Here is a 25505-nt window from a genome sequence, read left to right on the forward strand (position 1 = left end):
GTTAAAGGTTAATTTTCCACAACATATTCCGTAGTAGCGAGTATAGGCACACGAATCTCAATACGCGTACCTCGATCAGGCGCCGTAATGATATCCACAGAGCCGCCGATTTCATTAACCCGCTCCTTCATGGACACTATACCATACGATGTAAGCTTCTTAGCATCTAATTCAAAACCGACCCCGTCATCGCGTATCGCAAGACGAACACCGTCAGGACGATGCAGCAGCTTCACTTCCAGCTTGTTTGCCTTAGAATGACGTAGAGCATTGGAAAGCGCTTCTTGTACAATACGGAACAAATGGTCCTCAATCCCCTTATTCAAGCGGATATCCTCGTCCATATCCCAAGTAATCGCCATGGGCACTTTAGCCGCAAGCTCCTTCAGAAGCTCGACAAGTCCTTCGGACAGTCGTTTCCCTTCCAGATGGATAGGTCTTAAATGCAGAAGCAAGGCTCTCATTTCCGATTGGGCGACAGAAGCCATCTCCTCGATAAGATGAATTTGCCTTTTTGCCTTCTCGAAGTCTTTATCCAAGGTCCGCCCTACTGCGGTTGCCGTCATTGATATCGCGAATAGTTGCTGGCTCACCGCATCATGAAGCTCCCGCGCCAATCGCTGTCTTTCTTCAATCACGGCAGATAGCTTTGCTTTCTCCGCAAGCTCCGCATTATCATTCGATAAGCGCTGTAGGGAAGTAACCTGCTCTTCCCACCGCTTCATAATACGGCCTAACTGATCACCCAGGCGTCCGATTTCATCTTCACCGTGTTGGAAGCCGCCGCGGGCAAACGTCCCTTTTTCGAGCAAAATCATCGTTTCCATCATCGGCTCAAGCCTCCGAGTAATTCGGTTGCTATTCCAGAAGCCATACACAGCGCCAATGCCGCCTATAACCAAAATCGCCATAAATGTAAATTTAACGCCCTCTTGCCAGCTCGTAAATGGCACAATCAGATTGCGTGAATTCAAAAAATAAATGATCGCGCCAAACACAACGAAACTAAAGATGATCGATTCACTCATGCTGCGCCATATCATATTCGTTAATCGTCGTTTATAGCCGTCCAATTGGTGATGAACCTCCTCGAGATCTTTACGCGTGCCCAAGCACACATTCTCACAATACTTTGATCTTGATATCTCCTACGATGTAAGAAAGCACAAGTTTCACGCGGTGATCGCAAAGTTCATAGTTAGGGGACTGCCAAATCAGCTTGTTCATAACCCCTGACTCACGCTCATTCGCAACTTGAATCTGCCCAAACGAGATGGAAGCCGTCACAGCGACACCGATATCCTCCGGCACTTTTATATCTACATCTCCTACAACGCCTTGCAGGATGACCGTGGTTTCCTTTTGCTCCAAAATCGCAAGTGAAAGATCAATGTAGGTTTCTCCAATAATGTACCAAGTTGAACTGTTGCGTAAAATCCAAGGCTCACGGCCTAAACGGACGCTATCCACCAATTTCTGCTTTTGCATATACGTGTCGTCTTTGTGTACTTGCTTAGATCGTATGAAAAACAAACCTAGCGAAATTAAAACAATAGAGAACACAATAGTAATGTGATCACCGAATAAAATCACTGCCCCTATGCCGATCAGTACATAACCTTTGCGTTCTTTGCGTGAACGGACCCGATGAATGCCTAGCAAGATGAGGATAATGGCAAGAATGGGAAAAAAGCCTATCGTATGATCTAGAAGCAAAAAAAGACCGGCTCCAATCAGCACTAGTGCTGTATTGCGGTTACGGTTGCTTTTAGTTTCTTCTCCCATCGCTGCACCTCCTCTGGCTGACTTTTAATTAGTTCATATAGATTCTTAGCATACCATAAGAATGGACGACCTCCAAGATGCAAATCCTTGCGCGGCAAGGCTTCCGCATGAATCATGGAGGTCAAGGGCCCATCTGCGCCTACTTATTAGGCGCTGGGGGGATAACACGCGGCTATTTCTTGCCGCGCGGGTCGGTGTCATCGCTGGAGCGATGCTGCTGCCACTCCTGCTGGAACTTGCCGCGCAGCGCGCGCAGTTCCTGTTGAAGGTTGCCGCCGGCTTCCTTCAGCGTCTCTTGCGACAGGCGGCCCGCTTCGCGCAGCCCCTGCAGCGCTTCCCGGCCGAGCTCGCGGCCGGTCACTTCCAGCTCGCGCCAAGTGTCGCGAGCCTCTTTCTCGTGCAGCCCGCTGCTCGGCGGCTGCACGCCCTCGGCTGCGTGCCCTGCACGCAGCCCGCGCAGTTCATCCGCGAGCGCCAGGCACACGTCCTGGCTGCTCGCGTACTGCGCGCGGTAGTGCTCGCAAGCGGCTTCCTCGCGCTGCTTCTCTTGCAGCGCTAGCCGCGCGAGCTCTTCATCGCCGGCGCGCATCGCTAGCTCAGCTTGTTCGCCGCGCAGCTGCGCCATCTCCTCCGCGTTCACACTATGGCTTCGCAGCTCAATAGTTCGCTGCAGTGCCTCCTGATAGCGCTGTTCCAGCTTCTCAATCACGCCGTTCCCCCGTTCATGGTGATCATGTTTGCCGGTCGTTTCTTGCCATGCAGCTTCTGCCATCTTGCCAATGCGATCCAATATACTCATGTTGTCACACCCCCAAATTCTTATGATTTAAAATTCATTTCTTTTCTTCAATAAATGAATACCATACATCACTAAACATGCTGCGAACGCAATCGCTATGAAACCAGATAGTTTAATGGTCAATATCAAGCCGCCCAAACCGGCGATAAACCATCCAATTTTCTTTCCATTCTTAATGCCTACATAACCTAACCCAAGCATAGCAGCCGGGAATAACAACCCCATTAAATGAACATGACCACCCAACTGATGCAGACAAATAAGTAAACCTGCCGTGATCAAAACCAATGCCATCCCTTTCGATCGATCCATACTCATATTGCTTACCGCCCTTCACGTATTCTTCATGCTTCTATCGTAACGGAAATGGAGATATGTCAAAACGGACTCGCGACTGTTTTTGTACCTAGACCAAAGTCCAGTACCCACTACGACCTCCATCCATATTTTGGCCGTTGTCCCACCGAGCCTCGAATGCTAAACTATTTGAAGCCGAGTCCGGTGCACAGACAAAGTACCGGTACGGGGGACGATTTACATGGGGTGAATATTTGCTCTTCATCGGAGCAGACTAGGGAGAACCTTCTTCCCGAACCCGTCAACTAACCTCGAAGGCTCATGAAGGAGGATTACCAATTGCATACAATTACTAAAGGGTTAACTAGCCTTGCTGTGTCTTTAACAGTGTTGGCAGGAGGCTTTCTTTCCCCATTTACGGCGAATGCTGCTGAGATGGATGTGAAAGTGCAAGTCAATGATAAACTGGTTCAATTTCCGGATGCTCAGCCTTTTCTGGATGACAATCATGCTACCCAAGTACCGATTCGTTTCGTAACGGAGAAGCTTGGTTATGACGTGAAGTGGCAAAAAGAAGGCGATGAGATCAAAGTCATGCTAAATAACAATCAACATTCGATTACCTTAGTATCGGGGCAAAAAGAAGCTGAAATCGATAGCAACCGTGTCGAGATGGACACACAAGCGGAATTCCAAAATGGACGCGTATACGTGCCTCTTCGTTTTCTAAGCAAGGCATCCGATATTCCCGTTCAGTGGGACGCTAGCAGCAAATTAGCTATTCTAAGTAAAGATGGCAACCAGCATGCGCCAGATTATGAATTGTTTCAATCCACTGCCTATTCAGCAGATCCATCTGAGAATGGCGGCTACGGAGCTTTTGATTATATGGGTAATCCACTAGGTATTGGAACCGTTGCTGTAGATCCCACAGTGATCCCTCTAGGATCTAAGCTCTATATAGAAGGTTATAATTTCAATGGCCTACCTGCAGGCGGCATGTATGCTTACGCAACGGACACAGGCGGTGCAATCAAAGGCAAACGTCTTGATATCTTTATCCCAGGATCCAAGAAATCCTTGCAGAAGTTTGGTATCCAAACCATTAAAGTGTACAAACTATCGAATTAAAATGGCTAACACAAAAAAAGCTTGGTTTCTGAGATTTACTTCTCAAGAACTCAGCTTTTTTTATTTAGGGTGGAACAACCAGAAAAAAACCAGAAAAGCTGCTCTCCCATCTATAGTGACGAGAAGAGCAGCCTGCAGTTACTTAAACTTGATTTTTGGGGATACCATTTAAACTTGGGACGTAATCAGGTGCCTCGTTGCTCGATAGCGTTTGAGCTTCTTCCATGAAATTAGCGTTATTCTGCTGATTGTTTTTCTTATCTGCTTTGTTATCTTCGCGGTCATGCTTAGGATCGGCGTCATTTTTGGGCATAGCGTTCACCTCCATTGTCTCATTGTTAGTATGAGAAGGTGGCTTGCATTTTATCCCAGTTACCTGGAAATGGCGTTGCTACTTATATGACTGAACTACCCTCCAGGGTTTTAGTTTTTCTTGCCGACATATGCTCCATTAGAAATGCAACATACGTTTCGTCCCGAACTAACCAAGCTGCATAATCCCTTTTGACATAACGTTCCGCCTCTTCAAAAGTAGAAAAATGTTGGTTGGATTCGACCCCATCCACATCGACTTCCCACCTGCCTCCTGAAGGAAAAATAAAAACTTGTTGTTCATTTCTATTCTCATAAAGTGATCCATAAACAGAATTTTTCGTGTTAAATGTGTTTTTATTCGCATCAGCGCGAATGGGCTCCATCGGAAATGGCTTCGCTACATACCATTGATAGGCTTCTTCTGTCATAGAGCAACCGGAAGCTTTAGCATGGCCTCCCCCTCCATAAAGACCCGCAATTTCCGAGACGTCGATGTGATCGTGAATCGTTCGAAAGCTTATCTTTTTACCGCCCATATTCATGATTGCAATGTAATCCAGATGAGGATTTTCTTTTCCTAGATCGTTTCCAAGTTCAGAATGATAGGATTCCGCATGAACGATACCTACATGATGATCATCTATACGGGAGTGGATGATTTCCCGCTTTTTTCTGCGCACATAGCGTTCGATTTTTTCTTCTTCCATATCCAAAATTTTTTCTTCAAAGGGATCGAATGCAAAGTTCTCGCTTTGCTGAATGCGAGCCACCATTTTTTCCTCAAATTCTTCGACAGAAATTAAATAAAAAAGATCGTTTAATCGCTTAGCCTTGATGTATTCATTCTGTTCCCATTCCCATGTATCATACGAACGGACCAATTCGACGAATTCATCTAATCCCTTCATTGGCTTCAACAATCCGTTCTGGATCAGATACTCATAAAATAGAGAAGTTGCAGAAGCGAGTTTTCCATTTTCATACGCGATCTGAACCATTCCCCACGGATATTTGTTTAAATGAAGCGAGGTTTTATGATGATCAATCAGTTTTACTTTTCCACCCGATTTCGCAAACTCGTTAAGTCCTTGTTCATTCGTTTCATCCACGGATAAGTCGGTGATAAACAAATGGCTCTTTTTTCTTGATTTTTCTAAAAAGCGTTTTACTTGTAGATTCAACCCTCCGACAGAGTTATATCGAATTTCTACTTTTTCACCAAATGCTAATCGAGCTATTATACCGCAACCTACGCCATCCAGATCATTATGAGTATACAAATGATACAAGGGCACACCCTCCTGTTAATGATTTCCATTAAGGTACCCTTGCTCAAGTCACTTTATTCGGTGTTAATGGACAGAGAAACTTCGCCGAAATGGTCTCATAACTAAAAACGGCCCTATGGTTTTACCAAAGGTACCGTCTTTTTTTTATCTATTAAAAGAAATCTGCCAAATAGGTTGTCCGCCGCGGAATGGCCTCTTCCAACCGGCTAATAAGTTTATCAGTCCCTTGAAGACGCTCGATTCGGGCCATGAATCCTGCTTTCTGATAACCCATGAACAAAGCCGTCAACGTCTGTATGTTACAGCTAAGTAGATGTTCCTCTGCAGGTATTTCAGCTTCAGCTAACTTCGCTACGATGGCCGCTTTCCCATTGTCGGTAAACTGTAACCGATAGACACCTTGGTTCCAATCCGCATGCTTGTCTGAAATATGTAGATATATGGATTCCGCCCCATCGCGAGCTTCATACACATACTGCGTCAGAAAAGCTTCTACATCTACAATTCTCGCCGAGAAATAAGTAACCTTCTCTTGTTTGAACTTTGGATCGTGCACTAGAAACGGAAGTTGGTCATCTACTGGTGCATTCACTTCCACCTTAGTTATCATCGAATCATGATCAGCAATGAATTTCCATAAGCCACGTCTGGCTTCCTCGTCAAGGAAAACCAACTCATGGATAGTTGCCACCGTGTCCTTTACCTGATAGAATACATAGCCCCGCTGTTCTCCTTGAGCGTTCGTGTAGACAGCAGCTGTACCCTTTTTAAATTTCAAATAGCGATTATTCCACCAGTCCGCATCCCGCTCCATCATGCCATTGTATGCTTTTGCAAACTTAGCATAGATTGGATTCAGAATCTCTCCGCTTTTGGCTACACGTTTGATCGAACTACCCTCTGCGGCATGAAACTTGGGAAGCTTATCTACAGGAATTTCGTATTTCAAATAATCCACGTATGTTTCCCAGCCATATTTACGATAAAATTCAAACTTAAACGGCGCTAGAAAGGAAATTGTCTGACCCTGCTCTCTCATCGCTTTAAGCGCTTGAACCAGAAGCTGTCCAACCATTCCATTGCGGCGGTACTCAGGCCATGTTGCAACGCCTGCAATACCGCCCATCGCGAAGCTTTTCCCGTTTAACCAAGTTCGGAAGTTAAGTAAGGTGAGCTTTGCAGCCATAGTGCCGTCAACAAAATAGCCCCACACTTGATTAGGATCTGTAGAGCCTATGCGCTCTGCCTTTTCCTCTGCGGTAAGCTCATATTGAAAAGCAAATTCAGATAGAGAAAAGCTCTCAAGAAGCTCCTCTTGCCGTAATGTGCGAATATCATTCATCTCAAATCACCTCATTTAGAATTGATCAGCTTTTCACCAAAGCGGCTGCTAGAACTGGCTTTCCTCTGGGCATGACACCATGGGCATCGGGCTCTAACGTAATGGCAATCGTGTCATAATTATTCGGATTAAAGGTGTAATATAACCCGCCACTCGCATTAATGAATAGCAGGGCAAATGTCCAATCAACGAATGCCCCCCGGTCATATGCTGTATAAGGGATACATCCTACAACATATACACCGGAGGGGATACTATGTCATATGCAGCTGGTTGTGAAACTCCAGGATACGGAAATTCAGTAGGAGTTGTTCTTGTCCTGTACGTTCTACTTGTCATCATTCTTGCCACGTTCTACTAATGGAGTGAAATACCTTACACATTGATCTCGTATAAAATGGCCTACCATCAATGACTTCTTTACGGAAGTTCAGCGATAAGTAGGCCATCTTTATTGTATAGGATAAATGATTACGCGTTCGTCTCTTACGAACCCCTTACCTCCGGCAGGTAAGTACATCAAACAATCCGCATCTTTGATAGAAACCATAATACTGGACTTATCAATACCTGATGGCTTAACCTTCAGACATCCGTTGTTGTCCACATGAGTCGTTCCTCTGACATATCGCGGATAAGCGGAGCCTTTATCATAATCAACATCCAGTTGAGCCGTGATCGCTTCCGGATAAGGCGAGTGACACCCTGCCATCGCTTTAATCAGCGGTTTGGCAAACAGCTCAAAACCAACGAATGAAGCGCCCGGGTTGCCGGACAAAGCTAACAGCAATCGATTGTTCCATAGGGCTGCACTCGTGGGAGTGCCTGGCCGCATGGCTACTTTGTTGAACAACAGCTTGCCCTCAAATCGTCCAAAGACGTCAACAATGACGTCGTAATCGCCAACGGAAACACCGCCGGATGTGAGGACTAAGTCGACTTTTGGGAAAGTTTCCTGCAGCGCCGCCTCCACCTCTGCCACATCATCCGAAAGCGCCTGCATGATAACCGCAGATCCACCAGCAGCTTCCACCTGCGCCGCCAGCATGTAGCTGTTACTGTTGCGAATTCGTCCAGGCTTCAGCGCTTCTGCCACATTCAATAACTCAGAACCTGTTGAGAATATGGCGACCCTTGGTTGCCGATAAACGGATACATTCGAATAGCCGAAAGTAGCTAATATCGCCGCTTCGCCAGGCCCAATATGTGTACCTTGCTCAAGCAATATATCCCCTAAACCGATTTCACCGGCTATTGGGGTTATATTGCTTGCAGCTGTCACGTTTTTTTTGATATTCACATGGTAGGAGCTCGTTCCCGCATCTTGCAGGGAATCCGTCATCTCCAGCATTACGACAGCATCCGCACCATCAGGTACAGGGGCTCCCGTCATAATTCGAGCAGCCGTACCGGATTGGATGGTAAGCTGAGGAACCGTTCCGCTTGGAATTCGTTCTATAACACGCAATACAACAGGAGCTTCTGGTGTGGCCTGCTCAATATCCTTTGAACATACGGCATACCCGTCAACACCTGATCTGCGAAAATGGGGCACCGGATGATCGGCAACTATGTCCACAGCCAGCCTTCTACCGAAAGCGGAAGATAGCGGAACTGACTCTATTGGTGTGTGTTTAACGTATTCGAAAAGCAGACTTCGGGCTTCCTCAACCGAAATCACTTTACGTCCAAACTTAAGCTTACTATCGCTGCTCACTAGCGTCAATTCCTCCTAAGGTTAACCGCCAATTTGCGACATCCGGCGAAGTGTTGGTGTATGGGACTGCTCTTCATTCATCAGTGCCTGGGCCATCTCATGATTTTGTGGTTTGATATCCAAAGCGCGGAAGAACAAATCTTCCATCGCAGAGTCATCTCCGATATATTTTCGCACATTAAATTCATCCGACCAGTATAGACATGGCTTCACATTGCCATCCGCTGTTATTCGCAGACGATTGCAGGTCTCACAGAAATGATCACTAATCGGATGTATGAGGCCAAATGAGCCTAACGCTCCGTCAATTCGAAAGTTCTGAGAGGGACCATTTCCATAAACCGCGTCCGAGGCAGAAGCATTCCACCCTTTCGCTTTACAGCGATCTAAGACCGTGGTAAGGGATAAATAGCGGCTTTTCCAATCTTCGTCTTGATGACCAATTGGCATATATTCGATGAACCTAACCTGAATAGGACGGTCAATCGTCATTTGCAAAAAGTCTTCAATTTCGTCATCATTAATGCCTTTCATCAAGACCACATTGAGCTTAATCGGGGTGATCCCCACACGGTAAGCTTCTTCAATGCTAGCCAGAACACGATGAATATCGCCGCCTCTGGTTATCAAAGAGAACCGATCCGCTTTCAAAGAATCCAAGCTAATATTAACACGGGTTAACCCTGCTGCACGAAGCTTTTCAGCCCTCGATGCAAAGTAAATCCCATTCGTAGTCAGAGCAATATCTTCAATTCCGGGAATTTGAGAAAGCATACCGATCAATTGCTCCAAGTTTTTGCGCACAAGGGGCTCTCCGCCGGTTAATCTCAACTTACGAACACCAAGTCCTGCCAGCACACGGACAACTTCAGTAATTTCCTCGAAAGTTAACAGCTTTTCATCCGGTTCAAATTCCATTCCTTCTTCAGGCATGCAGTATACACAGCGCAGATTACAACGATCTGTAACAGAAATTCGCAAGTAATCGTGCATCCGTCCGAATCGATCCATAAGCAGCTTCGGCATAGGAGTTCACCTCTCTCTATGTACATTATGGCATAATTTATAACAAAATCCTAGATTCCCTAGCGAGAACTATCTGGAAAAACAACTCTTATGGTAGATTAGCTGACATTTGCTCATACTCTTCCGGAGTATTCACATTTGTTACGAAATGGGTAGGGATATTTTGCTGTTCAAAAAAATCATTCTCTACAGGCTTCCAGTCCATAAGATCGAGCAACCCCATTAAACGATACTGCTTTTTCTCCAGCAAAACCTCTGCTTCGGAACCAACCAATCTTGAATATATGCCATGGAGAGGATGAACGCGACCGTCCAACACAGGAATAACTGCATCCATATTAGCTTCTTGGCATAAAATGGCCATTGCCGTTGCCGCTTCGGCAGAAATAAAAGGCATATCACAGCCCACAATCCACAGATGCTGCTCTGATGCGATCAGAGAGGCGGCATGAATGCCGCTTAAGGGCCCTTTTTGTACATATTGGTCAGTGATACATTGTACGTCTATATCGGGAACCGAAGACAAGAGAGGCAGCAAAACCTCAGGTTCATTGGTTACGACAATGACTTGCTTGCAGATGCTCGACATTTCTTTCAACTGCTTAAGAAGCAAGGGCTGCCCTTGCATAGGGAGAAGCGCCTTTAACCTTCCTCCCATACGGCGATTGAGGCCCCCGGCAAGAATAACGCCTGTGATCATACTTCAAGCTCCGCCAACCGTTTAAGGAAGGATTGTTTCCAACTTGCCGATAATGCTTGTAAGGCTGCAATATGCTGAGCAGCTTCTATATTCGTTTTTTCGTGATACTTGATTTGATTGGCATAGGCAACAGTTACACCCGCTTCATCTTTGGCAATAAGTCTTACTTGTGAGTTCTTAGAAATCTCGCCTTCTGTAAGTACCCTTAAATAATAGCCAGTATAACCGGTTTCCTGGACTCGGAGAACGGCGTCCACCCAATCCAAACGTTTCGCTAGTTTATGACAAGGTTGACGAGGCTGCGAGACCTGAACGATTACGTCGCCAATGGCGTAAGTGTCACCAATGCAAACCTGATCTTCAAGCAGACCGCGTACCGTTAGATTCTCACCGAACGTGCCTGTTTCCATCTTCTGACCTAGCACTTGCTCCCAGTGAGCGTAATGTTCCTCTGGGTACACACATAGCGCTTTGTCAGCTCCTCCATGCAGCGTTAGATCCGCTTGACCATCTCCATCTAACTGTGTCTTCGATACATACAAAGATGAGCTTACCGGATATTTATAAATACCCGTAACCAGCTCTTTACCTTGATACATGATTGTTTGTGGTAAACCAACGTTCACAGATACGACTTCCATCGTAATGTCCCTCATCTCCGGCAAGTTTTTTAGTATTAACTATACCAAAATCCTCCTGGAAAGTCAGTTGCCAACTTACGTGTGTACAAGTAAATCATGCTTTGGATCTATCTACCCATGCATCGTTATCGTAACCTCTTACTTCCCAGTAGCCCATGTGCTCCTTCTCGATGAGCTCGATCCCTTGGAGCCATTTGACGGATTTGTAGGCATACATTTGCGGAACGATTAGTCGGACTGGTCCACCTAATTTTTGCGGAATGGGCTTACCATCCATGAGCACAGCGACCATAATATCATCCCCGTTTGCCTGGCTTAGGGACAATGCATCTGTGTATACCTTATCTCCTGAATAAAACTTCACATATTTCCCTTTTGCTTGAACACCAGCAGCGGCTAATAATTGCTTAAGCGGGATGCCCTCCCATGTACATTTATAAACGGACCAGCCGGTCACACAGTGGAAATCACTAACCTGCACAGTCCGCTTCAGCTTCAAGAACTCTTCCCAGTTCCATGCACTGGGGTTATCAACCAGACCGGATATCGCAAATTTCCACGTATCCGAGGAAAAAGCCGGAATTTCTGTAACGGTGTAAATACGGAAATTCCCTTGCGCTCCTCCGCCCACAACAGCGGCGGAGTCCGGCAGTGGTGCCGGCGGCGGAAGCATCCGGTTGCCGTCGGTTGCGATATATTCGGCGGTCGTAGAGCCGCCGGTATCGAATGCGCCTTTTATCCAGCGATAAAAGGCGGGACCGATCGCGATCACGAGCAGCAGTCCTGCGGCAATCCGCAGGAACGATGCGCGTGTGATCGGCGACTCCTTCAGCGCGGTGATGACCGCCTGCGCTGCTGTGCGCCTTGCCGTGGCGTCCTCTGTTGCCACGGGCGCCTGGTTCGGCGCCGCTGCGATAGCGCTTGCGGCGGCTGGGGTTTGGACCGCCTGCTCAGCGGGCGGTCTTGCCGTGGCAGCGGCTTGATCAAGCCGCTGCTGGCGCTTGAGCCATCTGCTGCGCGAGATGGCGTGGTACACGGCATACGGCACTCCGACCCAGGTGAGCAGGTCATGCACGAAGAGTGCCGAATTGTTCAAAGCCGGTGGCAGATTGCGGAACTGCCACAAAATCACCCCTGATCCGGCCCAGCCGATCAGGAGCGCAAGGACGAACACCAGATTCGCGCGTTGATTGCGGCGCGCGCGAATCTGGTGCCAATGCTTACGAATCATCGGCGCGTAAAGCGCGATGAGCAGAATGGATGCGACACCCAAGTAAATGTGAAGCTGCTTGATCGTCACACGGAAGCTCCCCAGATCTCCTCTAATCGCACCAATACTCAGCACGATACCTGTCACCGTTAGCAGCAGCAAAATCCACGCATTCCAGCTATGAATAGCATTCAATCGCTTCCCAAAAGATTGCTTCAACCAGCCTCTTTTTGATTCCATACCGTCACCACCTTCATTCATTTACGATTTATACGTTACACTTATCATAACGTATAAATATTAAAAAAGGCTTACAACTTCGCTAATATTCGTATGGTTATCATCCAAAAAGAAACCCCCAAGACCACTTAAACTGTGGCAATGGAGGCTTGTTTATGCGTTAGTAGATCACTTTATCAAATAAGTATCAACCAATTCTTTCGGTACATAAGTCTTATCATTCAAAATAGTAGGTGCAAACATGAGCATTTCATCCATCATGTCTACCTTAATCGCCTTGTTATCGATTTGAATCACGAACGTGTTCCCCATCTTCATCATGCTTTCATTCTTCGTCTTATCTTCCATCTTTTTATCATCCATCATGCCTTTGTCTTCCATCATCATCTTCGTTAAAGTAACCGAGCGATTTTCCCCATTCCATGTCACCTTAAAACCTAATGATTCAGCAATCTCGCGCAGGGGAACGAGCTCCGTTCCATCCTTCATCATCGTTTCAATACCGCTGTAGTTAAACTTCTTAGCCATCATTTCCTCTGCACTAGCCAGCCCTGGAAGTGCTAAAGTACAAGCAACCAGTGAAACAACCATCGCTTTTTTCCATCTTTTCATCGTCTATTCCTCCTAAGTTTTAGTCACGTCTTTCTATTCCTTAAATTAACGTGCCGAGCTTAAGAAACACTAACGAAACCATTACGAAATACTTACAAGAGACTAACAAAAAGCCCAGCATCCTTACAGCAGTATTGGCAACTCAGCCAATAATGCATAAATAAGGAAATTTATAAAGATACTAAGACCAAACAGACCTTGTACTGAGCAGGAGGTTTTCATGACAAATGACGAGAACAAGTTGGACTTGGAGTTGACCGATAGTCTGACTGATAACTTACTGCAAATCATGCAAGGGCTTGGAAATAGCAACGACGTCGCCATACGAGAAATTGAGATTGATCTTGGCGATAATAGCTCCATTGAGGGAGCAGTTGTCTATATGGAAGGTCTCTCTACCTGCATTCCATGATTGATTCTCTGCTTTCTAGCTCCAAGAGCGGCGAACAACAAGACTTGAATGCCGAAGAGCTGTTGGACTATTTCAAGAACGTAGTTATCTCATCCGGCGTAGTAAAGAATCTTGAAAACATGGAAGAACTATTTGACGCATTATTATCCGGTTATAGCATTCTGCTTCTCGAGGGATGCCAGCGTGTATTGGCAATTGGAACCAAAGAGCTAACGGCACGGACGGTAGAAGAGCCTAATGTTCAATCGGTGGTCCGTGGACCCAGGGAAGGATTTACTGAGGTTCTGCACTGGAACACGGCCATGCTTCACCGTAAAATCAAAGATCGCAATCTTTGGATGGAAACGATAAATATTGGCAGAGTAACGAAGACGGACGTTGTAGTGGCTTACGTTAAAAACATTGTCTCCGAGGATGTACTTGTAGAAGTAAGGCACAGATTGTCTCTCATTGATATAGACGCCGTCTTGGAAAGCAACTACATCGAGGAGCAGATTGAAGACAAGCAAAACACCCCATTTTCAACTATTTTCAATACGGAGCGTCCAGATGTGATAGCAGCCGGATTAATGGAAGGAAGAGTTGCTATCCTAGTGGACGGAACCCCTTTTGCTCTGCTCGTTCCGACTTTGTTCACTCAATTTTTCCAATCTAGCGAGGATTACTACCAGCCTGCAATTTTTTCCTCATTGATTCGTTTACTGCGCTTCTTGTCTTTTGGATTGGCGCTGCTAACTCCCTCTTTTTATATTGCAGTTTCTACCTTTCATCAGGAAATGCTGCCAACAACCTTGCTTTATAATTTAGCAAGTCAGAGGGAGGGTGTTCCTTTCCCTGCATTTATTGAAGCGATCATGATGGAGGTAACGTTCGAAATATTACGTGAAGCCAGTGTACGGATGCCTAGAACCGTAGGTCAATCTATTTCAATCGTAGGTACACTTGTTATCGGTCAAGCTGCTGTGGAAGCAGGTCTCGTTAGTGCGGCTATGGTCATCGTAGTTTCGATCACAGCGATATCCAATTTTGTTCTTCCCGCATTTAACCTTGGCATCACGATTCGAATCATACGATTTTTGCTTATGATGCTGGCTGCTACTTTTGGTCTTTTTGGCATTTTTGTAGGCATCATTGCATTAGTAGTCCATTTGTGTGGGATTTCCTCATTTGGCGTTCCCTATATGTCGCCTCTTGCTCCATTCCATTTAACCGATCAGAAAGACACGATGGTCCGCTTTTCTTTCCCGAATATGATTACTCGACCCAAAGCCTTCCGCCAAAAAAATCTCGTTCGTCAGAAACGCAGATGAGGAGGCCAATCATTTGAAACGTGCGATAACCACAGGTTTATTCCTGTTTCCTTTCCTTTTCCTATTAACGAGTTGTTGGAGCCGCCATGAATTGAATGATATTAGTATTGTCGTAGGGCTGGGGATTGATAAAGCTGGAGAAAGCTACAAAATTACGGTTCAAACCGTAAATCCGGGGCAGGTTACTGTAAAAAAGGGAGGTTCCAGCAACGCGACCGCTGTTATCACGTATGAAGAAACTGGAATGACAGTTCCTGATGCCTTATCCCGAATGAGCGTTAAAGCACCGCGATATTTGCATTACTCCCATCTGCGAATGGTTGTATTCGGCGAGGATATGGCTCGAGCAGGCATTAGTAAACCGCTCGACTTCTTGTCCCGTAATATGGATATGCGGACTGATTTTTATTTCATCGTCGCCAAACAAGCAAAAGCTTCCGAAGTGTTAAAAGTCCTTAGCGCGATGGATCCGATTCCCGCGAACAATATGTATACAAAGCTTGAGACCTCAGATAAATATTGGTCGGCTACCGGCAGTATGAATCTTAACTATTTACTTCAAGAACTAGCAACCCACGGGAAGAGTCCCACCATGACCGGGGTCGAAATCTTAGGCAATAGGAAAATCGGGGAAAAGACGTCAAACGCGCAATATGTGGACCCACCAGCCCTGTTAATTTATTCGGGAATGGCTGCATTCAAATTCGACAGGTTTGTTGGATGGTTGAATGAGAACGATACGGAAGCATTAAATTATGTACAAAATTCAGTTTACCAGACGACGGGCTATATTCCATGCCCGGGAGCCGAAGGGAATATTACGATGCAAGTGATTCGTTCCAACACTGTCATCCACCCGCACCTCGTCAGCGGACTTCCCGAATTCGATGTTAATGTCAGAATCGATCAGGATATCGCCGATGTCGAATGTAAAATTGATCTGTCGCAAGCCGCTGTGGTCGCTGCGTTAAAGCAACTGTCCGACAGCAAATTGGAAACCTTAATTGGTGAATCGATCGCCAAAATCCAGAGGAAATTAGGAGCTGATATTTACGGCTTCGGCGATGCTTTTCATCATAAGTACCCCAAAGCTTGGCATCAAATTAAAAATTGGAACGAAGTTTTTCGAACGATTAAAGTACGTGTCCATGTGGATTCGACCCTTCGCAGGGTAGGGACCATCCTACAGCCGATCAATCAAATAACGACAGAATAAGGTGTACCTCATGCTGCTCTTAATTGGGATAGTACTTACTTTAATTTGGACCGTCTGGCAGGAGGTTCCTCGATTGTGGAAACAAAAAAAAAACAAAGAACTATGGATACTGGCTTTAGTTACACTATTCATAAGTGTGCTTGGCACAGTAAAAAGTTTGGGTATTAATTTACCTAATCCGCTCGATATGCTTTCGGCGATATTAGGACCTTATTCCCGAGCGGTTTATTCGTTATTGCAATGAAAGGGGCCGGTTCCCATGGAAAAGCAACAAATCATTAGCAAAAGCTCTTTTGCAATACTCGTCACTTTTTTTATGATCGGAACGTCCATTCTCATTGCGCCTTCAGGACTCGCTCATGAAGCGAAGCAGGACGCATGGCTAGCTTGCATCGTCGGCATTGGTATCAATGTTTTGAACGCCATTTTGTATGTTGTGTTGGGGGAACGCTTTGCAGGTCAAACCCTGGTCCAATATTGCGAAGCCGTGCTTGGAAAATGGGTAGGTAAAGCTGTATCCATCGCTTTTGTCTTGTTTTTTTATTTGCTGACCTCGCTGATGATCGGGGATTTAGGTTATTTCGTAACCTCCCAGATCATGCAGGAAACTCCGATAGAGGTTTTGCAAATGCTGTTTACTCTTGTTGTCGTGATGACCGTCCGATCCGGGTTTGTTGTGTACACGCGTGCGGCGGTCATCTTTTTTCCATGGCTGATTATCTTGTTTCTATTGCTCATTCTGCCGCTGCTGCCTAAATTTGTTATGGGGAACTTTTTTCCGGTTATGGAGTTTGGCATAAAGCCGATTCTTCGAGGCGGATTTACGTTCTACGGATTGCAAGAAATGATTGTACTGCTCATGTTTTATCCATTCGTATCCAAAATGAATGGGCGTAAAAGCGGCTTTTTTGCGGGTATTGGGATGGGTGGCGCTATTCTTTTAATTACAACTGTCGGGAGCATTGCCGTGCTGGGCGAGGTGCTGACGTCAAACCAACTGTTTCCGGCCTACACGCTTGCCAAAAATATTAGTATCGGCCATTTCCTTGAACGGTTGGAAGGGATTTTGATCTCAATTTGGGTTCTATCCATTTTCCTCAAAATAGTGCTCACTTTCCATGCTTCTCTACTTGGGTTCGTACAAATTATGAACAACAAGGATGAGAAACCTCTGGTTATTCCTCTTGCACTAGGGATGATCATCCTTTCGTTAATGTGTTACCCCAACACGATCTTTATCAATGATTTTCTGTCCAAAAATTGGGCGCCATTTACACTTATATTCACATTTTTCTTGCCGTTTCTGCTGTTAGTCGCGTCATGGTTTAGACAAAAACGCAGCCTGCCGCGAGCCTGACGCAAATAATCCCCACACACACAAACTATACCCATTACAAACAAGCAAAGTTGTATTCAGTAATACAAAATACAACATCTCTGACTAGGAAGGCAGAATCCTAGGAAATTGTTGTACGCCGTACAACTTACAGGTCTTCAAACAAAGAAAAAGCAATCATATAGGCATCCTAATCAGCAATCCTCCTCTTCTCCTAAAACCAAATGAAAACCCCAACCATGCAAAAGAACCACAAGAAGGGATGATCCCTCTTGCGGTCCATACACATTTCGCTTGCAGTCTATATGTGGTCTATGAACCGTCTATGTGCGGTCTACCAATTGTCTACTTTTCGTGATCCCCCCACTAATAAATCGGCAACGTAAACCAGAATCGGCTCCCATGCCCTTCCTCACCTGTATGGCTATCAACACCAATCGTTCCTCCATGCAGGTGAACAATCGATTTAGCAATCGCAAGTCCGAGGCCCGCGCCTCCGCTTGCACGAGTTCTTGACGGATCCGCACGATAGAAGCGATCAAAAACCTTACTGCTATCCTCTTCCTCGATCCCTTGACCATGATCCTGAATATAAAGCTGCACATACTGCTCTGATATCTGTTCAACTTTAATTTCAATGGTCCCACCGACAGGTGAATGCCGTATAGCGTTATCCAAAATGTTTGAAAGAACCCGTTTCATTTCCTGGGGCATAATCGCCACCGGGGGTAATCGATCAGGCATGTCGACGTCGACTTGCAGCTTTTTTTCCTCCAACTGAAAAGCCAAGCTTTGCAAGCCGTCTAGCAGCAAATGATCGACATGATATCGTTCAGGAGTAAATTCAGTTCCTCCAGCATCCAGCTGCGATAGCTTAAATAATTCTTGAATCAATCCGTCTAATCGTCCTGTTTCAAGCCGGATAGTTTGTAGATACCGTTCAAACGTTTCTTTATCTTGAATGACATCGTCCTGCAAAGCTTCCACGAATGCTTGAATGGACGCCATTGGGGTCCTCAAATCGTGTGAAACATTCGCTACGAGTTCTTTGCGGGATGCCTCAGCTGTTCGCAATTTCTGAAAGCTTTCATTCAACTTGCCCGTCATTCGATTGAATTGGTCTGCAAGTCTTTGGAATTCAGCAGGTCCAATCTGAGGCACTTGTCCCTCAAAATGCCCTTCCGAAATATGTGTCGTTTCCTCTGTAATCGCATGAATGGCTTTCTCAAGGGGGCGCGTCATGAAGTAATGGATGAGCATCGATACACTCGCTGCGCCAAGAGTTACCGTCGTCAACAGGACGACGTCTTTCCAATTCAATAACATATATCGGTAACATACAAACAAGGTGAGCAAAATAATACTCGTACTCACCCCACTCGCAATGAGCAAATAAATACGAAGCTTCATGATGGCTCCCTACCCTCAAATTTATAGCCAATCCCCCATACAGTCTTAATATATCGCGGTTGGGATGGATTAGGCTCGATCTTCTCTCTTAGCCTGCGAATGTGGACAGTGACCGTTGTTGTATCGCCATAATAGTCGATATCCCACACTTTACTTAGGAGCTGATTGCGTGAAAATACTTGCTCCGGATGCCCTACAAACAGATGCAGCAGCTCAAATTCCTTCACGGTCAGCTCAATTTCCTTCCCGTTCACCCGAACACTTCGGTGCAGCACATTAAGTTCTAGCCCCGGAAACTTCATGATATACGCAGGTGTCACAGCGCCTGTACCGTTAGCCGCTTCCGCTTGGCCGCGCTGCTGCCTCCGCAAAATCGCTTTCGCTCGCAGCACCAGCTCGCGTGGCGAGAATGGCTTCGTCAAGTAATCGTCTGCGCCCATCGTTAACCCCATGAGGCGATCCATTTCATCGCCTAGAGCCGTCAACATGATGATGGGCACGTCCTGCTCGTTGCGAATTTCTTCGCACACTTGCCAGCCGTTTTTGCCCGGCATCATGAGGTCAAGAACAATCAGCTGCGGGTTGTGCAGCCGCCATAAGCGGATGGCTTCGTCGCCACTCGCCGCCGAAATAACCTGGTACCCCTCTCGCTGCAAATAGACGGTGCACACATCAATAATATTCGTTTCATCATCCACCACGAGAACAAGTGAACCCATACGGCATACCTCCTCAAGCATTCCTTCTATTATACCGCAGAGCAATGAAATGAAGCTTACGTATGTATTACAAAAGTATTAAAGCTCCCCAAATTGCGGGGAGCTTCAGTCCTTTAGGTTTGCAAAGCAGCCTCGATAATAGGCTCCTCTTTTTTGTGATTAAGACTTCGAATATATCGCGACTGAGCAATACCGGCTATGAGAATGATGGCAGCTAAGACGGCGAACATAATCTTCCCGCCAAAGTGGCTGAATAACAAGCCTCCCAGAATGGGACCAATGGCGCGCGATAGCTGCCAATTCATACCGAACACTGAGAAATACCAACCTCTATGCTCCTCTGGAGCAATAACGGAGATCACCTTCTGAATATGAGGACCATTCAACATTTCACCAATGGTAAATAAAAGTTCAACAAAAAGGAGTATGGCAAAGATAGGTACAAATCCATAACCAACTGACACAATCGCAAACAACATATAGGATGCAGCGACTACCAAATAGGCGGAAACGTGCTCTGTACGCTTGGCAATCCATATTTGCAGTGCAATAACGACACATCCATTAAAGGTAATAATGGTAGCAAAAACAGTCTTATAATTCTCGAAATGCTGCTGTAAATGCAGTGGGAACGTAGACTCCACTTGAGCATATAACAGCGATACCGGCATCGCTAGAAGCGTTATCCAAAGGAGCGGCTTATGATCACGCCATCTGATTTTCGGCTTTGTCTTAGACAATTCCAGCTCCGCGGCGCTCTTCACAGGCATTGTCTCTGGAACCTTCATGACGACCAACCCGGCGTATGCAAAGAGAGCAACCGCGCAAGTCAAGAATATAATTGTCGGATTCCAGGTGAATAAAAGCAGTCCAATCAGCGGTCCAAATGCTGAACCCATATTTAATGCGGTGTGCAGCAGAGCAAATACTTCAGCGCGCTTCTCCTGCGGGACAACATCCGCAATCTGTGCATTAGCAGCTGGTCCAAACATAGCATGGCCAATGCCGTTAATGATCGAAATGACAGCAAATTCCCAAACATGACTGGCAAACATATAACCGCCAATGGCGAAAGCTTGAATAATGAGCGCAGCCAGCATCATCGGCTTCCTTCCATATCGATCGCTCAAGCTGCCTGCATACAGATTCACGAAAATTCCGCATAGCGGCTGCAATCCGATAATCAACATAGATAAGAAAATAGAACCATCCAGCTTGTCATACAAATAATAAACCAAATAAGGTCTCATCATAAATCCGGCTAATGAAGTTAGAATCGTCCCAACGACTCGAACCCATATCGCTGTATCATACTTGCTAATCAGTGAAAACAAAGGGATCCTGTGCATACAACCTCCTAGATGTTATTGGTCTTCTCAGTTTAGGGCTATTTGGGCAAAAGAAAAAGGTAAAATCTCGTTATAACGGATTTCACCTTTTATGAATGATTACCTATATAATTATCCGCCAATACGAATTTTGCGGTATGTATCGATAAACGAGAGGACATCTACTCTTTTCCCCCTCTTTTTCGCAACTCTGGCCATTTTCACAAGTGTTGTCCAGAATTCGTCTAGAACAGGAGATTCGAATTCATTTTCTTTGGGTGCTTGTGTGAGGTTATGTTTATTTTTATACGTCGTGCCCTCATCCGAAATGAGATACTGAATTTGACTTTTTTTCCACTGCTCCCCGGTTACATAACTTACTCCAATTTCGCGCATTTTTTTGCGTACAGAAGTTACGGGACGAGATAGTTCTCTAGCAATTACAACTGGAGGACACTCAGAGGAAAGGCGAATCAACTTGTCCAATTCCTGTGTGGACCAAGGTTTTTTAGTCATATTAATAACCCCACTTCGTAAAATGAATGTTTCGTTCTGCCTGTTAATGGTTACTAACTAAAGGTATAATAAGAGAATACCAACGAAATGTTAAAGAAGTATGAGTTAACCATAATGAAAGTATGAAGACATAACTTTTTCGATATTTTCCCCTATTTTATGTCCTTCGAACTACGATTGGGTGACAAATTAGGACTTTATGCATGGTAAATTTATCTAATGGAGAGTGAAGGACTATGAAACATCATATTAACGGAACCGAACTGTTCGTCGAAGAAAAAGGGCATGGAGCACCTGTTATTTTATTGCACGGCTTTCCATTGGATCATCGCATGTGGCAATCGCAGATAGACGCTTTGTCAGCGAATTATCGTGTCATTACACCTGATTTACGTGGCATGGGCCAGTCTGATGTACCCAAATCAAATATTTCGATAGACCAATATGCCAATGACATTTTAACTTTAATGGATAAAATGGGCATAGAAAAAGCCGCACTTGGCGGCTTCTCCATGGGTGGCTATGTGGCGTTTGCGCTTCTACGCAAAGCTCCAAAACGTTTCACAGGTCTTATATTGGCCAACACTCGTCCTGAAGCAGATGGACAAGAGGCTCGTAAGAATCGATTAAACATGGCAGTCTCTCTCTATGAAAAAGGTTCCGTGGTGGCAAGAGACGCCATGCTGCCCAAACTTATTACAGAACCATCGAAGCAAGATCATCCTAAGCTAGTCGATACCTTGAGTATGGTGATGGAATCGATGCCAGCTGAGGGACTTGTCCATGCTTGTCTTGCTATGGCATTCCGCGAAGACTCTGTAGACTTACTTAGCTCTATTTCGGTACCAACTCTCGTCATCGCCGGCGAACAAGACCCGATCGCGCCTCCGGATGTCATGAAGAAAATGGCCGACCAGATTACTGGCGCCAGCTATCATGTCATACCAGCTGCCTCCCATTTGACGCCGATGGAAAAACCGGAAGCTTTCAATGCGCTGCTGATTGATTTTCTGAAGAACATTAAAGCCTAACCAGTTGGTCCATGACCATCACGGCTGCACCAATCGCCAGAGCTTCCTCACCAAGCTGCCCTTTGCTGAAGACAACCTGATAAGCGGGGTAGTAGTATGTCTTCCGAATCGCTACCTGCGTAGCGGTTTGGAAAAACAACTCCCCTCCCGCAATTAACGGTCCCCCTAGGATTACCTTCTCGGGGTGCAAAATATTTAACAAGTTAGCTAGTCCAATGCCGAAATAGGTAGCAGCCTCTGTGATGATCTCCACAACTAGGGGATCATTTTTTTTGAGCGCCTCCAAAACATGCAGGTACGTGACCTGCTCGGGGTCATCAACCAAATGAGACAACACCGTGGATCGACCTTGCTTTAATGCCGACCGAGCCGCCTTCTCGATGGCATATAAGGAAGCATACGACTCCAATGCTCCATAGTTGCCTGACGTATTACGGTGGGCAACACCATCCGTTTGAATAATCATTTGACCCACTGAGCCTTCCATATCGACGGCACCATAAATAACCTTTCCTTCCGAAACCATGGAGGAGCGCAAACCAATTCCAGCATGAATATAGAGCAGATGCCTGAAGCTCTGCGTACGTTGATGCCATGATTCAGCTAGGATGGCCGTGTTAGCACCATTATCCAGCAGTGCGGGAATACCTAGCTCCCCTGTTAGCTGCCTGCAGATCTCAACATTTCTCCATCCTTTTGCTGGGAAATAAGACGGCTCTAAGATGGTACCTGACAAGCGATCTACAGGACCAACGGCACCAATCCCTATACCTAGCACTGATGAAGAATGTATGTGGTGAGCGGCTAACATCCTTTTTACCTCTTCCACGATAAGACGAATCAGCACATCCGGCGTCATCTCAGCCGTCATCGTCCAACTCTTAATGTCCAATTTCTTCATTCCCAGATCAACAAGAACGAGCTTGGACAATGTTCTGGATATTTCCAAACCAAATACATAAGCATAGGCCGGATTCTTTTCATACAGAATCGGCCTACGCCCACCTGTTGAAGCACCGAAACCAGATTCAAGGATAAGTCCTTGAACCGTCAGTTCCTCCAAAAGACGCGTCAACGTAGATACCGTCATCCCACTTTGCTCTAACAACTCCGTTTTGGAAATCGTTGTTTGACGACAAATTCGCTCATAGATTTCTTTCGCCTTACGATTCGGAATTCGTTCCGTTATGACATCTACGTTCAAAGAAGCAGCCCCCAATGATAATCTTTCTCATATATTTCGCCATTGGGAAGCCAAAATCCTTCCTTGCCTCCCCCTTATTCCTTCGATCCAATCATGAGAGTATAGCCCATATACGGATGATATTTATTGACGAGCTCATCGTATTTTGCAGTGATTTGCCATATCCGCGGATCCATAAACGACTGCTTATCAGACAAGTGAACAGGATCTGGATGTTGAACTTGATCTTCGAACATCGTTAGCGGAAAAGGATGTATCCCTGAGAAGTCCACAGGGTCAAAACTGCTCTTTTCTAACAGCTCCCGCCATTCATCCATACTATATATTTTACTTACCCCATAGAAGCTGCACAGGGCCCGATGAGCCCCTGGTGACATCTCTTTGATTCGAATGACCTCTCGGTCGTAAAGCTTACCTTCGGATTTAAGCACCCTATAATACTCGGATACAGCTTTCTGAGCATCTGCAAAATTCGTCACTGACTCCACCATCACAACATCAAAAGTATGATCTTCAAAGGGTAATTTGCATACATCCCCAACCATGAATTGTACCTGTACCCCTTGCTTCTCAGCCCTTACAATCGCTTTCGCAATCATTTCCGGACGAATATCAACCGCTGTTACTTCGCATCCTTGCTCGGCCAGGAAACATGCCGTTCTTCCAGTCCCGCATCCAACCTCTAGCACGCGCTTCCCTTTCTCAATGGGATACTTCTTCAATTGCTCAATCGTTTCTCCGAAACCCCCGGGATGCGCATTGCCCACTCCTAATTTGGCTAACATATCTAGATACTCGATAACACTTACACCTCCACAATGGCATATCATTCTCCTTTCTACCATATGGAGGGCCGCCGTCTCATGTTCAGATTCTTAAACCATTTTCGAAAAAAAAGGCGCTCGCCTAAAAGCGCATGTTTCAACGTCTTATAGGCTAAATACCCAATCAAATTATCCCCTCTCCCCATAGGATAATATTGTCTCTCATCCGATTTCACAGAGAGCATTCCTTCAGGTGGGGGGTGACATAAATGGGTGTTGCTGCTGGTGCTGGTGTTGGATATGGACATGGAACTTCCGCTGCTGTTGTTCTTGTATTGTTCATTTTGCTCGTAATTGTAACTATGACTTTCGTTTGGTAATCATGATTCAATAGCATTACGTTAAAAATAAGGAGCTGCGGTTCATTAGAACCGAGCTCCTTCTACATACGTGATCCTCATATTTATATCGTATTGAACTCTTTACCTACTTTTACGGCTGCAGCAACTTGCTTTAGATGATAGATCAACTCTAAAAAGCAATACACGAACGAATAGAAAAAGCTCATGAAATCATTAGATTTCATGAGCTTTTTCTATTCGTTATACCGGCAAGAGGACTCGAACCTCCACCCTTTCGGACTCGATTTTGAGTCGAGCGCGTCTGCCATTCCGCCATGCCGGCATATGAAGTTGTAAAGATAATGGTGCCGAAGACCAGACTTGAACTGGTACGGTAGTCACCTACCGCAGGATTTTAAGTCCTGTGCGTCTGCCGATTCCGCCACTCCGGCTAATAAATGTGGAGGCGCCACCCAGATTCGAACTGGGGGTAAAGCTTTTGCAGAGCTCTGCCTTACCACTTGGCTATGGCGCCTTAGTAATAATGGAGCGGAAGACGGGGATCGAACCCGCGACCCTCGCCTTGGCAAGGCGATGCTCTACCGCTGAGCCACTTCCGCATATAAAACTGGGGATCAAGGATTTGAACCTTGGCATGACGGAGTCAAAGTCCGTTGCCTTACCGCTTGGCTAATCCCCATTATGTTACTTGGGTAATAATGGGCGGACGACGGGACTTGAACCCGCGAATGCTGGATCCACAAACCAGTGCGTTAACCCCTTCGCCACGACCGCCACAATATTAAGTTTCTTA

General features: G+C 45.8%; 26 protein-coding genes, 6 tRNA genes, 1 pseudogene and 1 riboswitch. Of the genes and pseudogenes, 8 read left to right on the forward strand and 25 right to left on the reverse strand.

The features are described from left to right. Positions 1-8: 8 nt before the first annotated feature. The 4 genes from GC098_RS28775 to GC098_RS28790 form a co-directional block, all read right to left on the reverse strand. Positions 9-1073 carry a sensor histidine kinase gene (locus tag GC098_RS28775; RefSeq protein ID WP_171646736.1) on the reverse strand — a complete coding sequence of 355 codons (1065 nt, stop codon included), beginning with the start codon at positions 1071-1073 and terminating at the stop codon, positions 9-11. Between the two features lie 49 nt (positions 1074-1122). After that, entirely contained in the window at positions 1123-1785 is a 663-nt protein-coding gene (gene liaF, locus GC098_RS28780) for a cell wall-active antibiotics response protein LiaF (RefSeq protein ID WP_060647631.1), read from the reverse strand. A 172-nt stretch (positions 1786-1957) separates the two neighbouring features. Then, complete coding sequence (locus GC098_RS28785; RefSeq protein ID WP_171646688.1) at positions 1958-2584, reverse strand: PspA/IM30 family protein; 627 nt, start codon at positions 2582-2584, stop codon at positions 1958-1960. A 27-nt stretch (positions 2585-2611) separates the two neighbouring features. After that, entirely contained in the window at positions 2612-2902 is a 291-nt protein-coding gene (locus GC098_RS28790) for a hypothetical protein (protein ID WP_171646690.1), read from the reverse strand. Positions 2903-3064: 162 nt separating this feature from the next. Beyond that, positions 3065-3216, forward strand: a riboswitch (cyclic di-AMP (ydaO/yuaA leader). Positions 3217-3220: 4 nt separating this feature from the next. On the opposite strand from GC098_RS28790, the gene GC098_RS40980 reads away from it, so the two are divergent. Next, the gene (locus GC098_RS40980) at positions 3221-4012 is read left to right on the forward strand and encodes a stalk domain-containing protein (protein ID WP_281367144.1); all 792 of its coding nucleotides are present in this window, start codon (positions 3221-3223) and stop codon (positions 4010-4012) included. 142 nt (positions 4013-4154) lie between these two features. On the opposite strand, the gene GC098_RS28800 is transcribed toward GC098_RS40980, so the two are convergent. The 3 genes from GC098_RS28800 to GC098_RS28810 form a co-directional block, all read right to left on the reverse strand. Beyond that, positions 4155-4325: a hypothetical protein gene (locus tag GC098_RS28800; RefSeq protein ID WP_164826793.1), complete on the reverse strand. Its 171-nt coding sequence runs from the start codon at positions 4323-4325 to the stop codon at positions 4155-4157. Positions 4326-4407: 82 nt separating this feature from the next. Then, complete coding sequence (locus GC098_RS28805; RefSeq protein ID WP_171646692.1) at positions 4408-5616, reverse strand: DHH family phosphoesterase; 1209 nt, start codon at positions 5614-5616, stop codon at positions 4408-4410. A gap of 151 nt (positions 5617-5767) precedes the next feature. After that, positions 5768-6958, reverse strand: coding sequence for a GNAT family N-acetyltransferase (locus GC098_RS28810; protein ID WP_171646695.1), 1191 nt, complete (start codon positions 6956-6958; stop codon positions 5768-5770). A gap of 256 nt (positions 6959-7214) precedes the next feature. On the opposite strand from GC098_RS28810, the gene GC098_RS39620 reads away from it, so the two are divergent. Then, a complete protein-coding gene (locus GC098_RS39620; protein ID WP_216625458.1) occupies positions 7215-7319 on the forward strand; it encodes a YjcZ family sporulation protein in 105 nt (34 codons plus the stop codon). Positions 7320-7409: 90 nt separating this feature from the next. Here the strand turns inward: GC098_RS39620 and GC098_RS28815 are convergent, their stop codons facing one another. The 6 genes from GC098_RS28815 to GC098_RS28840 form a co-directional block, all read right to left on the reverse strand. After that, positions 7410-8675, reverse strand: a complete 1266-nt coding sequence (locus GC098_RS28815) for a molybdopterin molybdotransferase MoeA (protein ID WP_171646697.1) — start codon at positions 8673-8675, stop codon at positions 7410-7412. 21 nt (positions 8676-8696) lie between these two features. Continuing rightward, on the reverse strand, positions 8697-9701 hold the full coding sequence (gene moaA / locus GC098_RS28820; protein ID WP_171646699.1) for a GTP 3',8-cyclase MoaA: 1005 nt from the start codon (positions 9699-9701) through the stop codon (positions 8697-8699). A gap of 88 nt (positions 9702-9789) precedes the next feature. After that, complete coding sequence (gene mobA / locus GC098_RS28825) at positions 9790-10401, reverse strand: molybdenum cofactor guanylyltransferase (RefSeq protein WP_171646701.1); 612 nt, start codon at positions 10399-10401, stop codon at positions 9790-9792. After that, on the reverse strand, positions 10398-11057 hold the full coding sequence (locus GC098_RS28830; RefSeq protein ID WP_171646703.1) for an MOSC domain-containing protein: 660 nt from the start codon (positions 11055-11057) through the stop codon (positions 10398-10400). The genes mobA and GC098_RS28830 overlap by 4 nt, the downstream gene beginning before the upstream one ends. A 79-nt stretch (positions 11058-11136) precedes the next feature. Then, entirely contained in the window at positions 11137-12492 is a 1356-nt protein-coding gene (locus GC098_RS28835; RefSeq protein WP_171646705.1) for a molybdopterin-dependent oxidoreductase, read from the reverse strand. A gap of 168 nt (positions 12493-12660) precedes the next feature. Further along, positions 12661-13104 carry a copper amine oxidase N-terminal domain-containing protein gene (locus tag GC098_RS28840; protein WP_171646708.1) on the reverse strand — a complete coding sequence of 148 codons (444 nt, stop codon included), beginning with the start codon at positions 13102-13104 and terminating at the stop codon, positions 12661-12663. Between the two features lie 220 nt (positions 13105-13324). On the opposite strand from GC098_RS28840, the pseudogene GC098_RS28850 reads away from it, so the two are divergent. The 4 genes and pseudogenes from GC098_RS28850 (at position 13325) to GC098_RS28865 (ending at position 17399) form a co-directional block, all read left to right on the forward strand. Then, positions 13325-14826: pseudogene (locus GC098_RS28850) on the forward strand (spore germination protein). A gap of 13 nt (positions 14827-14839) precedes the next feature. Further along, a complete protein-coding gene (locus GC098_RS28855; RefSeq protein ID WP_171646714.1) occupies positions 14840-16042 on the forward strand; it encodes a Ger(x)C family spore germination protein in 1203 nt (400 codons plus the stop codon). Between the two features lie 73 nt (positions 16043-16115). Beyond that, the gene (locus GC098_RS28860; RefSeq protein WP_171646716.1) at positions 16116-16286 is read left to right on the forward strand and encodes a hypothetical protein; all 171 of its coding nucleotides are present in this window, start codon (positions 16116-16118) and stop codon (positions 16284-16286) included. Between the two features lie 15 nt (positions 16287-16301). Further along, positions 16302-17399: a GerAB/ArcD/ProY family transporter gene (locus GC098_RS28865; RefSeq protein ID WP_171646718.1), complete on the forward strand. Its 1098-nt coding sequence runs from the start codon at positions 16302-16304 to the stop codon at positions 17397-17399. A gap of 345 nt (positions 17400-17744) precedes the next feature. Here the strand turns inward: GC098_RS28865 and GC098_RS28870 are convergent, their stop codons facing one another. From GC098_RS28870 to GC098_RS28885, 4 genes are all read right to left on the reverse strand, one after another. Beyond that, positions 17745-18788, reverse strand: coding sequence for a HAMP domain-containing sensor histidine kinase (locus tag GC098_RS28870; RefSeq protein WP_171646720.1), 1044 nt, complete (start codon positions 18786-18788; stop codon positions 17745-17747). Further along, on the reverse strand, positions 18785-19507 hold the full coding sequence (locus GC098_RS28875; RefSeq protein WP_171646722.1) for a response regulator transcription factor: 723 nt from the start codon (positions 19505-19507) through the stop codon (positions 18785-18787). The genes GC098_RS28870 and GC098_RS28875 overlap by 4 nt, the downstream gene beginning before the upstream one ends. A gap of 113 nt (positions 19508-19620) precedes the next feature. Continuing rightward, positions 19621-20856 (reverse strand): MDR family MFS transporter, encoded by a 1236-nt coding sequence (locus GC098_RS28880; protein WP_171646723.1) that lies wholly within the window; start codon positions 20854-20856, stop codon positions 19621-19623. Positions 20857-20967: 111 nt separating this feature from the next. After that, complete coding sequence (locus GC098_RS28885; protein WP_057307726.1) at positions 20968-21351, reverse strand: hypothetical protein; 384 nt, start codon at positions 21349-21351, stop codon at positions 20968-20970. A 236-nt stretch (positions 21352-21587) separates the two neighbouring features. Between GC098_RS28885 and GC098_RS28890 the strand changes: the two genes are divergently transcribed. Then, a complete protein-coding gene (locus GC098_RS28890) occupies positions 21588-22382 on the forward strand; it encodes an alpha/beta fold hydrolase (RefSeq protein WP_171646726.1) in 795 nt (264 codons plus the stop codon). On the opposite strand, the gene GC098_RS28895 is transcribed toward GC098_RS28890, so the two are convergent. Beyond that, positions 22372-23586 (reverse strand): ROK family protein, encoded by a 1215-nt coding sequence (locus tag GC098_RS28895; RefSeq protein ID WP_171646728.1) that lies wholly within the window; start codon positions 23584-23586, stop codon positions 22372-22374. The genes GC098_RS28890 and GC098_RS28895 overlap by 11 nt on opposite strands. A 74-nt stretch (positions 23587-23660) precedes the next feature. Next, positions 23661-24371, reverse strand: a complete 711-nt coding sequence (locus GC098_RS28900; RefSeq protein ID WP_171646730.1) for a class I SAM-dependent methyltransferase — start codon at positions 24369-24371, stop codon at positions 23661-23663. A gap of 248 nt (positions 24372-24619) precedes the next feature. Between GC098_RS28900 and GC098_RS28905 the strand changes: the two genes are divergently transcribed. Next, positions 24620-24730: a YjcZ family sporulation protein gene (locus GC098_RS28905; protein ID WP_171646733.1), complete on the forward strand. Its 111-nt coding sequence runs from the start codon at positions 24620-24622 to the stop codon at positions 24728-24730. A 225-nt stretch (positions 24731-24955) separates the two neighbouring features. On the opposite strand, the gene GC098_RS28910 is transcribed toward GC098_RS28905, so the two are convergent. From GC098_RS28910 to GC098_RS28935, 6 genes are all read right to left on the reverse strand, one after another. Beyond that, positions 24956-25034: transfer RNA gene (locus tag GC098_RS28910), tRNA-Leu, on the reverse strand. A 20-nt stretch (positions 25035-25054) separates the two neighbouring features. After that, positions 25055-25143 (reverse strand) — tRNA-Leu (locus GC098_RS28915). A gap of 9 nt (positions 25144-25152) precedes the next feature. Next, positions 25153-25226: transfer RNA gene (locus GC098_RS28920), tRNA-Cys, on the reverse strand. 10 nt (positions 25227-25236) lie between these two features. After that, positions 25237-25311: transfer RNA gene (locus GC098_RS28925), tRNA-Gly, on the reverse strand. Positions 25312-25319: 8 nt separating this feature from the next. Then, a tRNA-Gln gene (locus GC098_RS28930) sits at positions 25320-25391 on the reverse strand. A 22-nt stretch (positions 25392-25413) separates the two neighbouring features. After that, positions 25414-25486 (reverse strand) — tRNA-His (locus GC098_RS28935). Between the last annotated feature and the right edge of the window lie 19 nt (positions 25487-25505).

It is taken from the genome of Paenibacillus phytorum (genome assembly GCF_013141715.1).
In the GTDB taxonomy this organism is placed as follows: Bacteria; Bacillota; Bacilli; order Paenibacillales; family NBRC-103111; genus Paenibacillus_E; species Paenibacillus_E phytorum.

Coding starts and splice junctions, on each gene's coding strand:
- liaF (WP_060647631.1), bottom strand. CDS start 1,785: ATGGGAGAAGAAACTAAAAGCAACCGTAACCGCAATACAGCACTAGTG.
- GC098_RS28785 (WP_171646688.1), bottom strand. CDS start 2,584: ATGAGTATATTGGATCGCATTGGCAAGATGGCAGAAGCTGCATGGCAA.
- GC098_RS28790 (WP_171646690.1), bottom strand. CDS start 2,902: ATGAGTATGGATCGATCGAAAGGGATGGCATTGGTTTTGATCACGGCA.
- GC098_RS28800 (WP_164826793.1), bottom strand. CDS start 4,325: ATGCCCAAAAATGACGCCGATCCTAAGCATGACCGCGAAGATAACAAA.
- GC098_RS28810 (WP_171646695.1), bottom strand. CDS start 6,958: ATGAATGATATTCGCACATTACGGCAAGAGGAGCTTCTTGAGAGCTTT.
- GC098_RS39620 (WP_216625458.1), top strand. CDS start 7,215: ATGTCATATGCAGCTGGTTGTGAAACTCCAGGATACGGAAATTCAGTA.
- moaA (WP_171646699.1), bottom strand. CDS start 9,701: ATGCCGAAGCTGCTTATGGATCGATTCGGACGGATGCACGATTACTTG.
- mobA (WP_171646701.1), bottom strand. CDS start 10,401: ATGATCACAGGCGTTATTCTTGCCGGGGGCCTCAATCGCCGTATGGGA.
- GC098_RS28830 (WP_171646703.1), bottom strand. CDS start 11,057: ATGAGGGACATTACGATGGAAGTCGTATCTGTGAACGTTGGTTTACCA.
- GC098_RS28835 (WP_171646705.1), bottom strand. CDS start 12,492: ATGGAATCAAAAAGAGGCTGGTTGAAGCAATCTTTTGGGAAGCGATTG.
- GC098_RS28840 (WP_171646708.1), bottom strand. CDS start 13,104: ATGAAAAGATGGAAAAAAGCGATGGTTGTTTCACTGGTTGCTTGTACT.
- GC098_RS28865 (WP_171646718.1), top strand. CDS start 16,302: ATGGAAAAGCAACAAATCATTAGCAAAAGCTCTTTTGCAATACTCGTC.
- GC098_RS28870 (WP_171646720.1), bottom strand. CDS start 18,788: ATGAAGCTTCGTATTTATTTGCTCATTGCGAGTGGGGTGAGTACGAGT.
- GC098_RS28875 (WP_171646722.1), bottom strand. CDS start 19,507: ATGGGTTCACTTGTTCTCGTGGTGGATGATGAAACGAATATTATTGAT.
- GC098_RS28880 (WP_171646723.1), bottom strand. CDS start 20,856: ATGCACAGGATCCCTTTGTTTTCACTGATTAGCAAGTATGATACAGCG.
- GC098_RS28885 (WP_057307726.1), bottom strand. CDS start 21,351: ATGACTAAAAAACCTTGGTCCACACAGGAATTGGACAAGTTGATTCGC.
- GC098_RS28890 (WP_171646726.1), top strand. CDS start 21,588: ATGAAACATCATATTAACGGAACCGAACTGTTCGTCGAAGAAAAAGGG.
- GC098_RS28900 (WP_171646730.1), bottom strand. CDS start 24,371: ATGTTAGCCAAATTAGGAGTGGGCAATGCGCATCCCGGGGGTTTCGGA.
- GC098_RS28905 (WP_171646733.1), top strand. CDS start 24,620: ATGGGTGTTGCTGCTGGTGCTGGTGTTGGATATGGACATGGAACTTCC.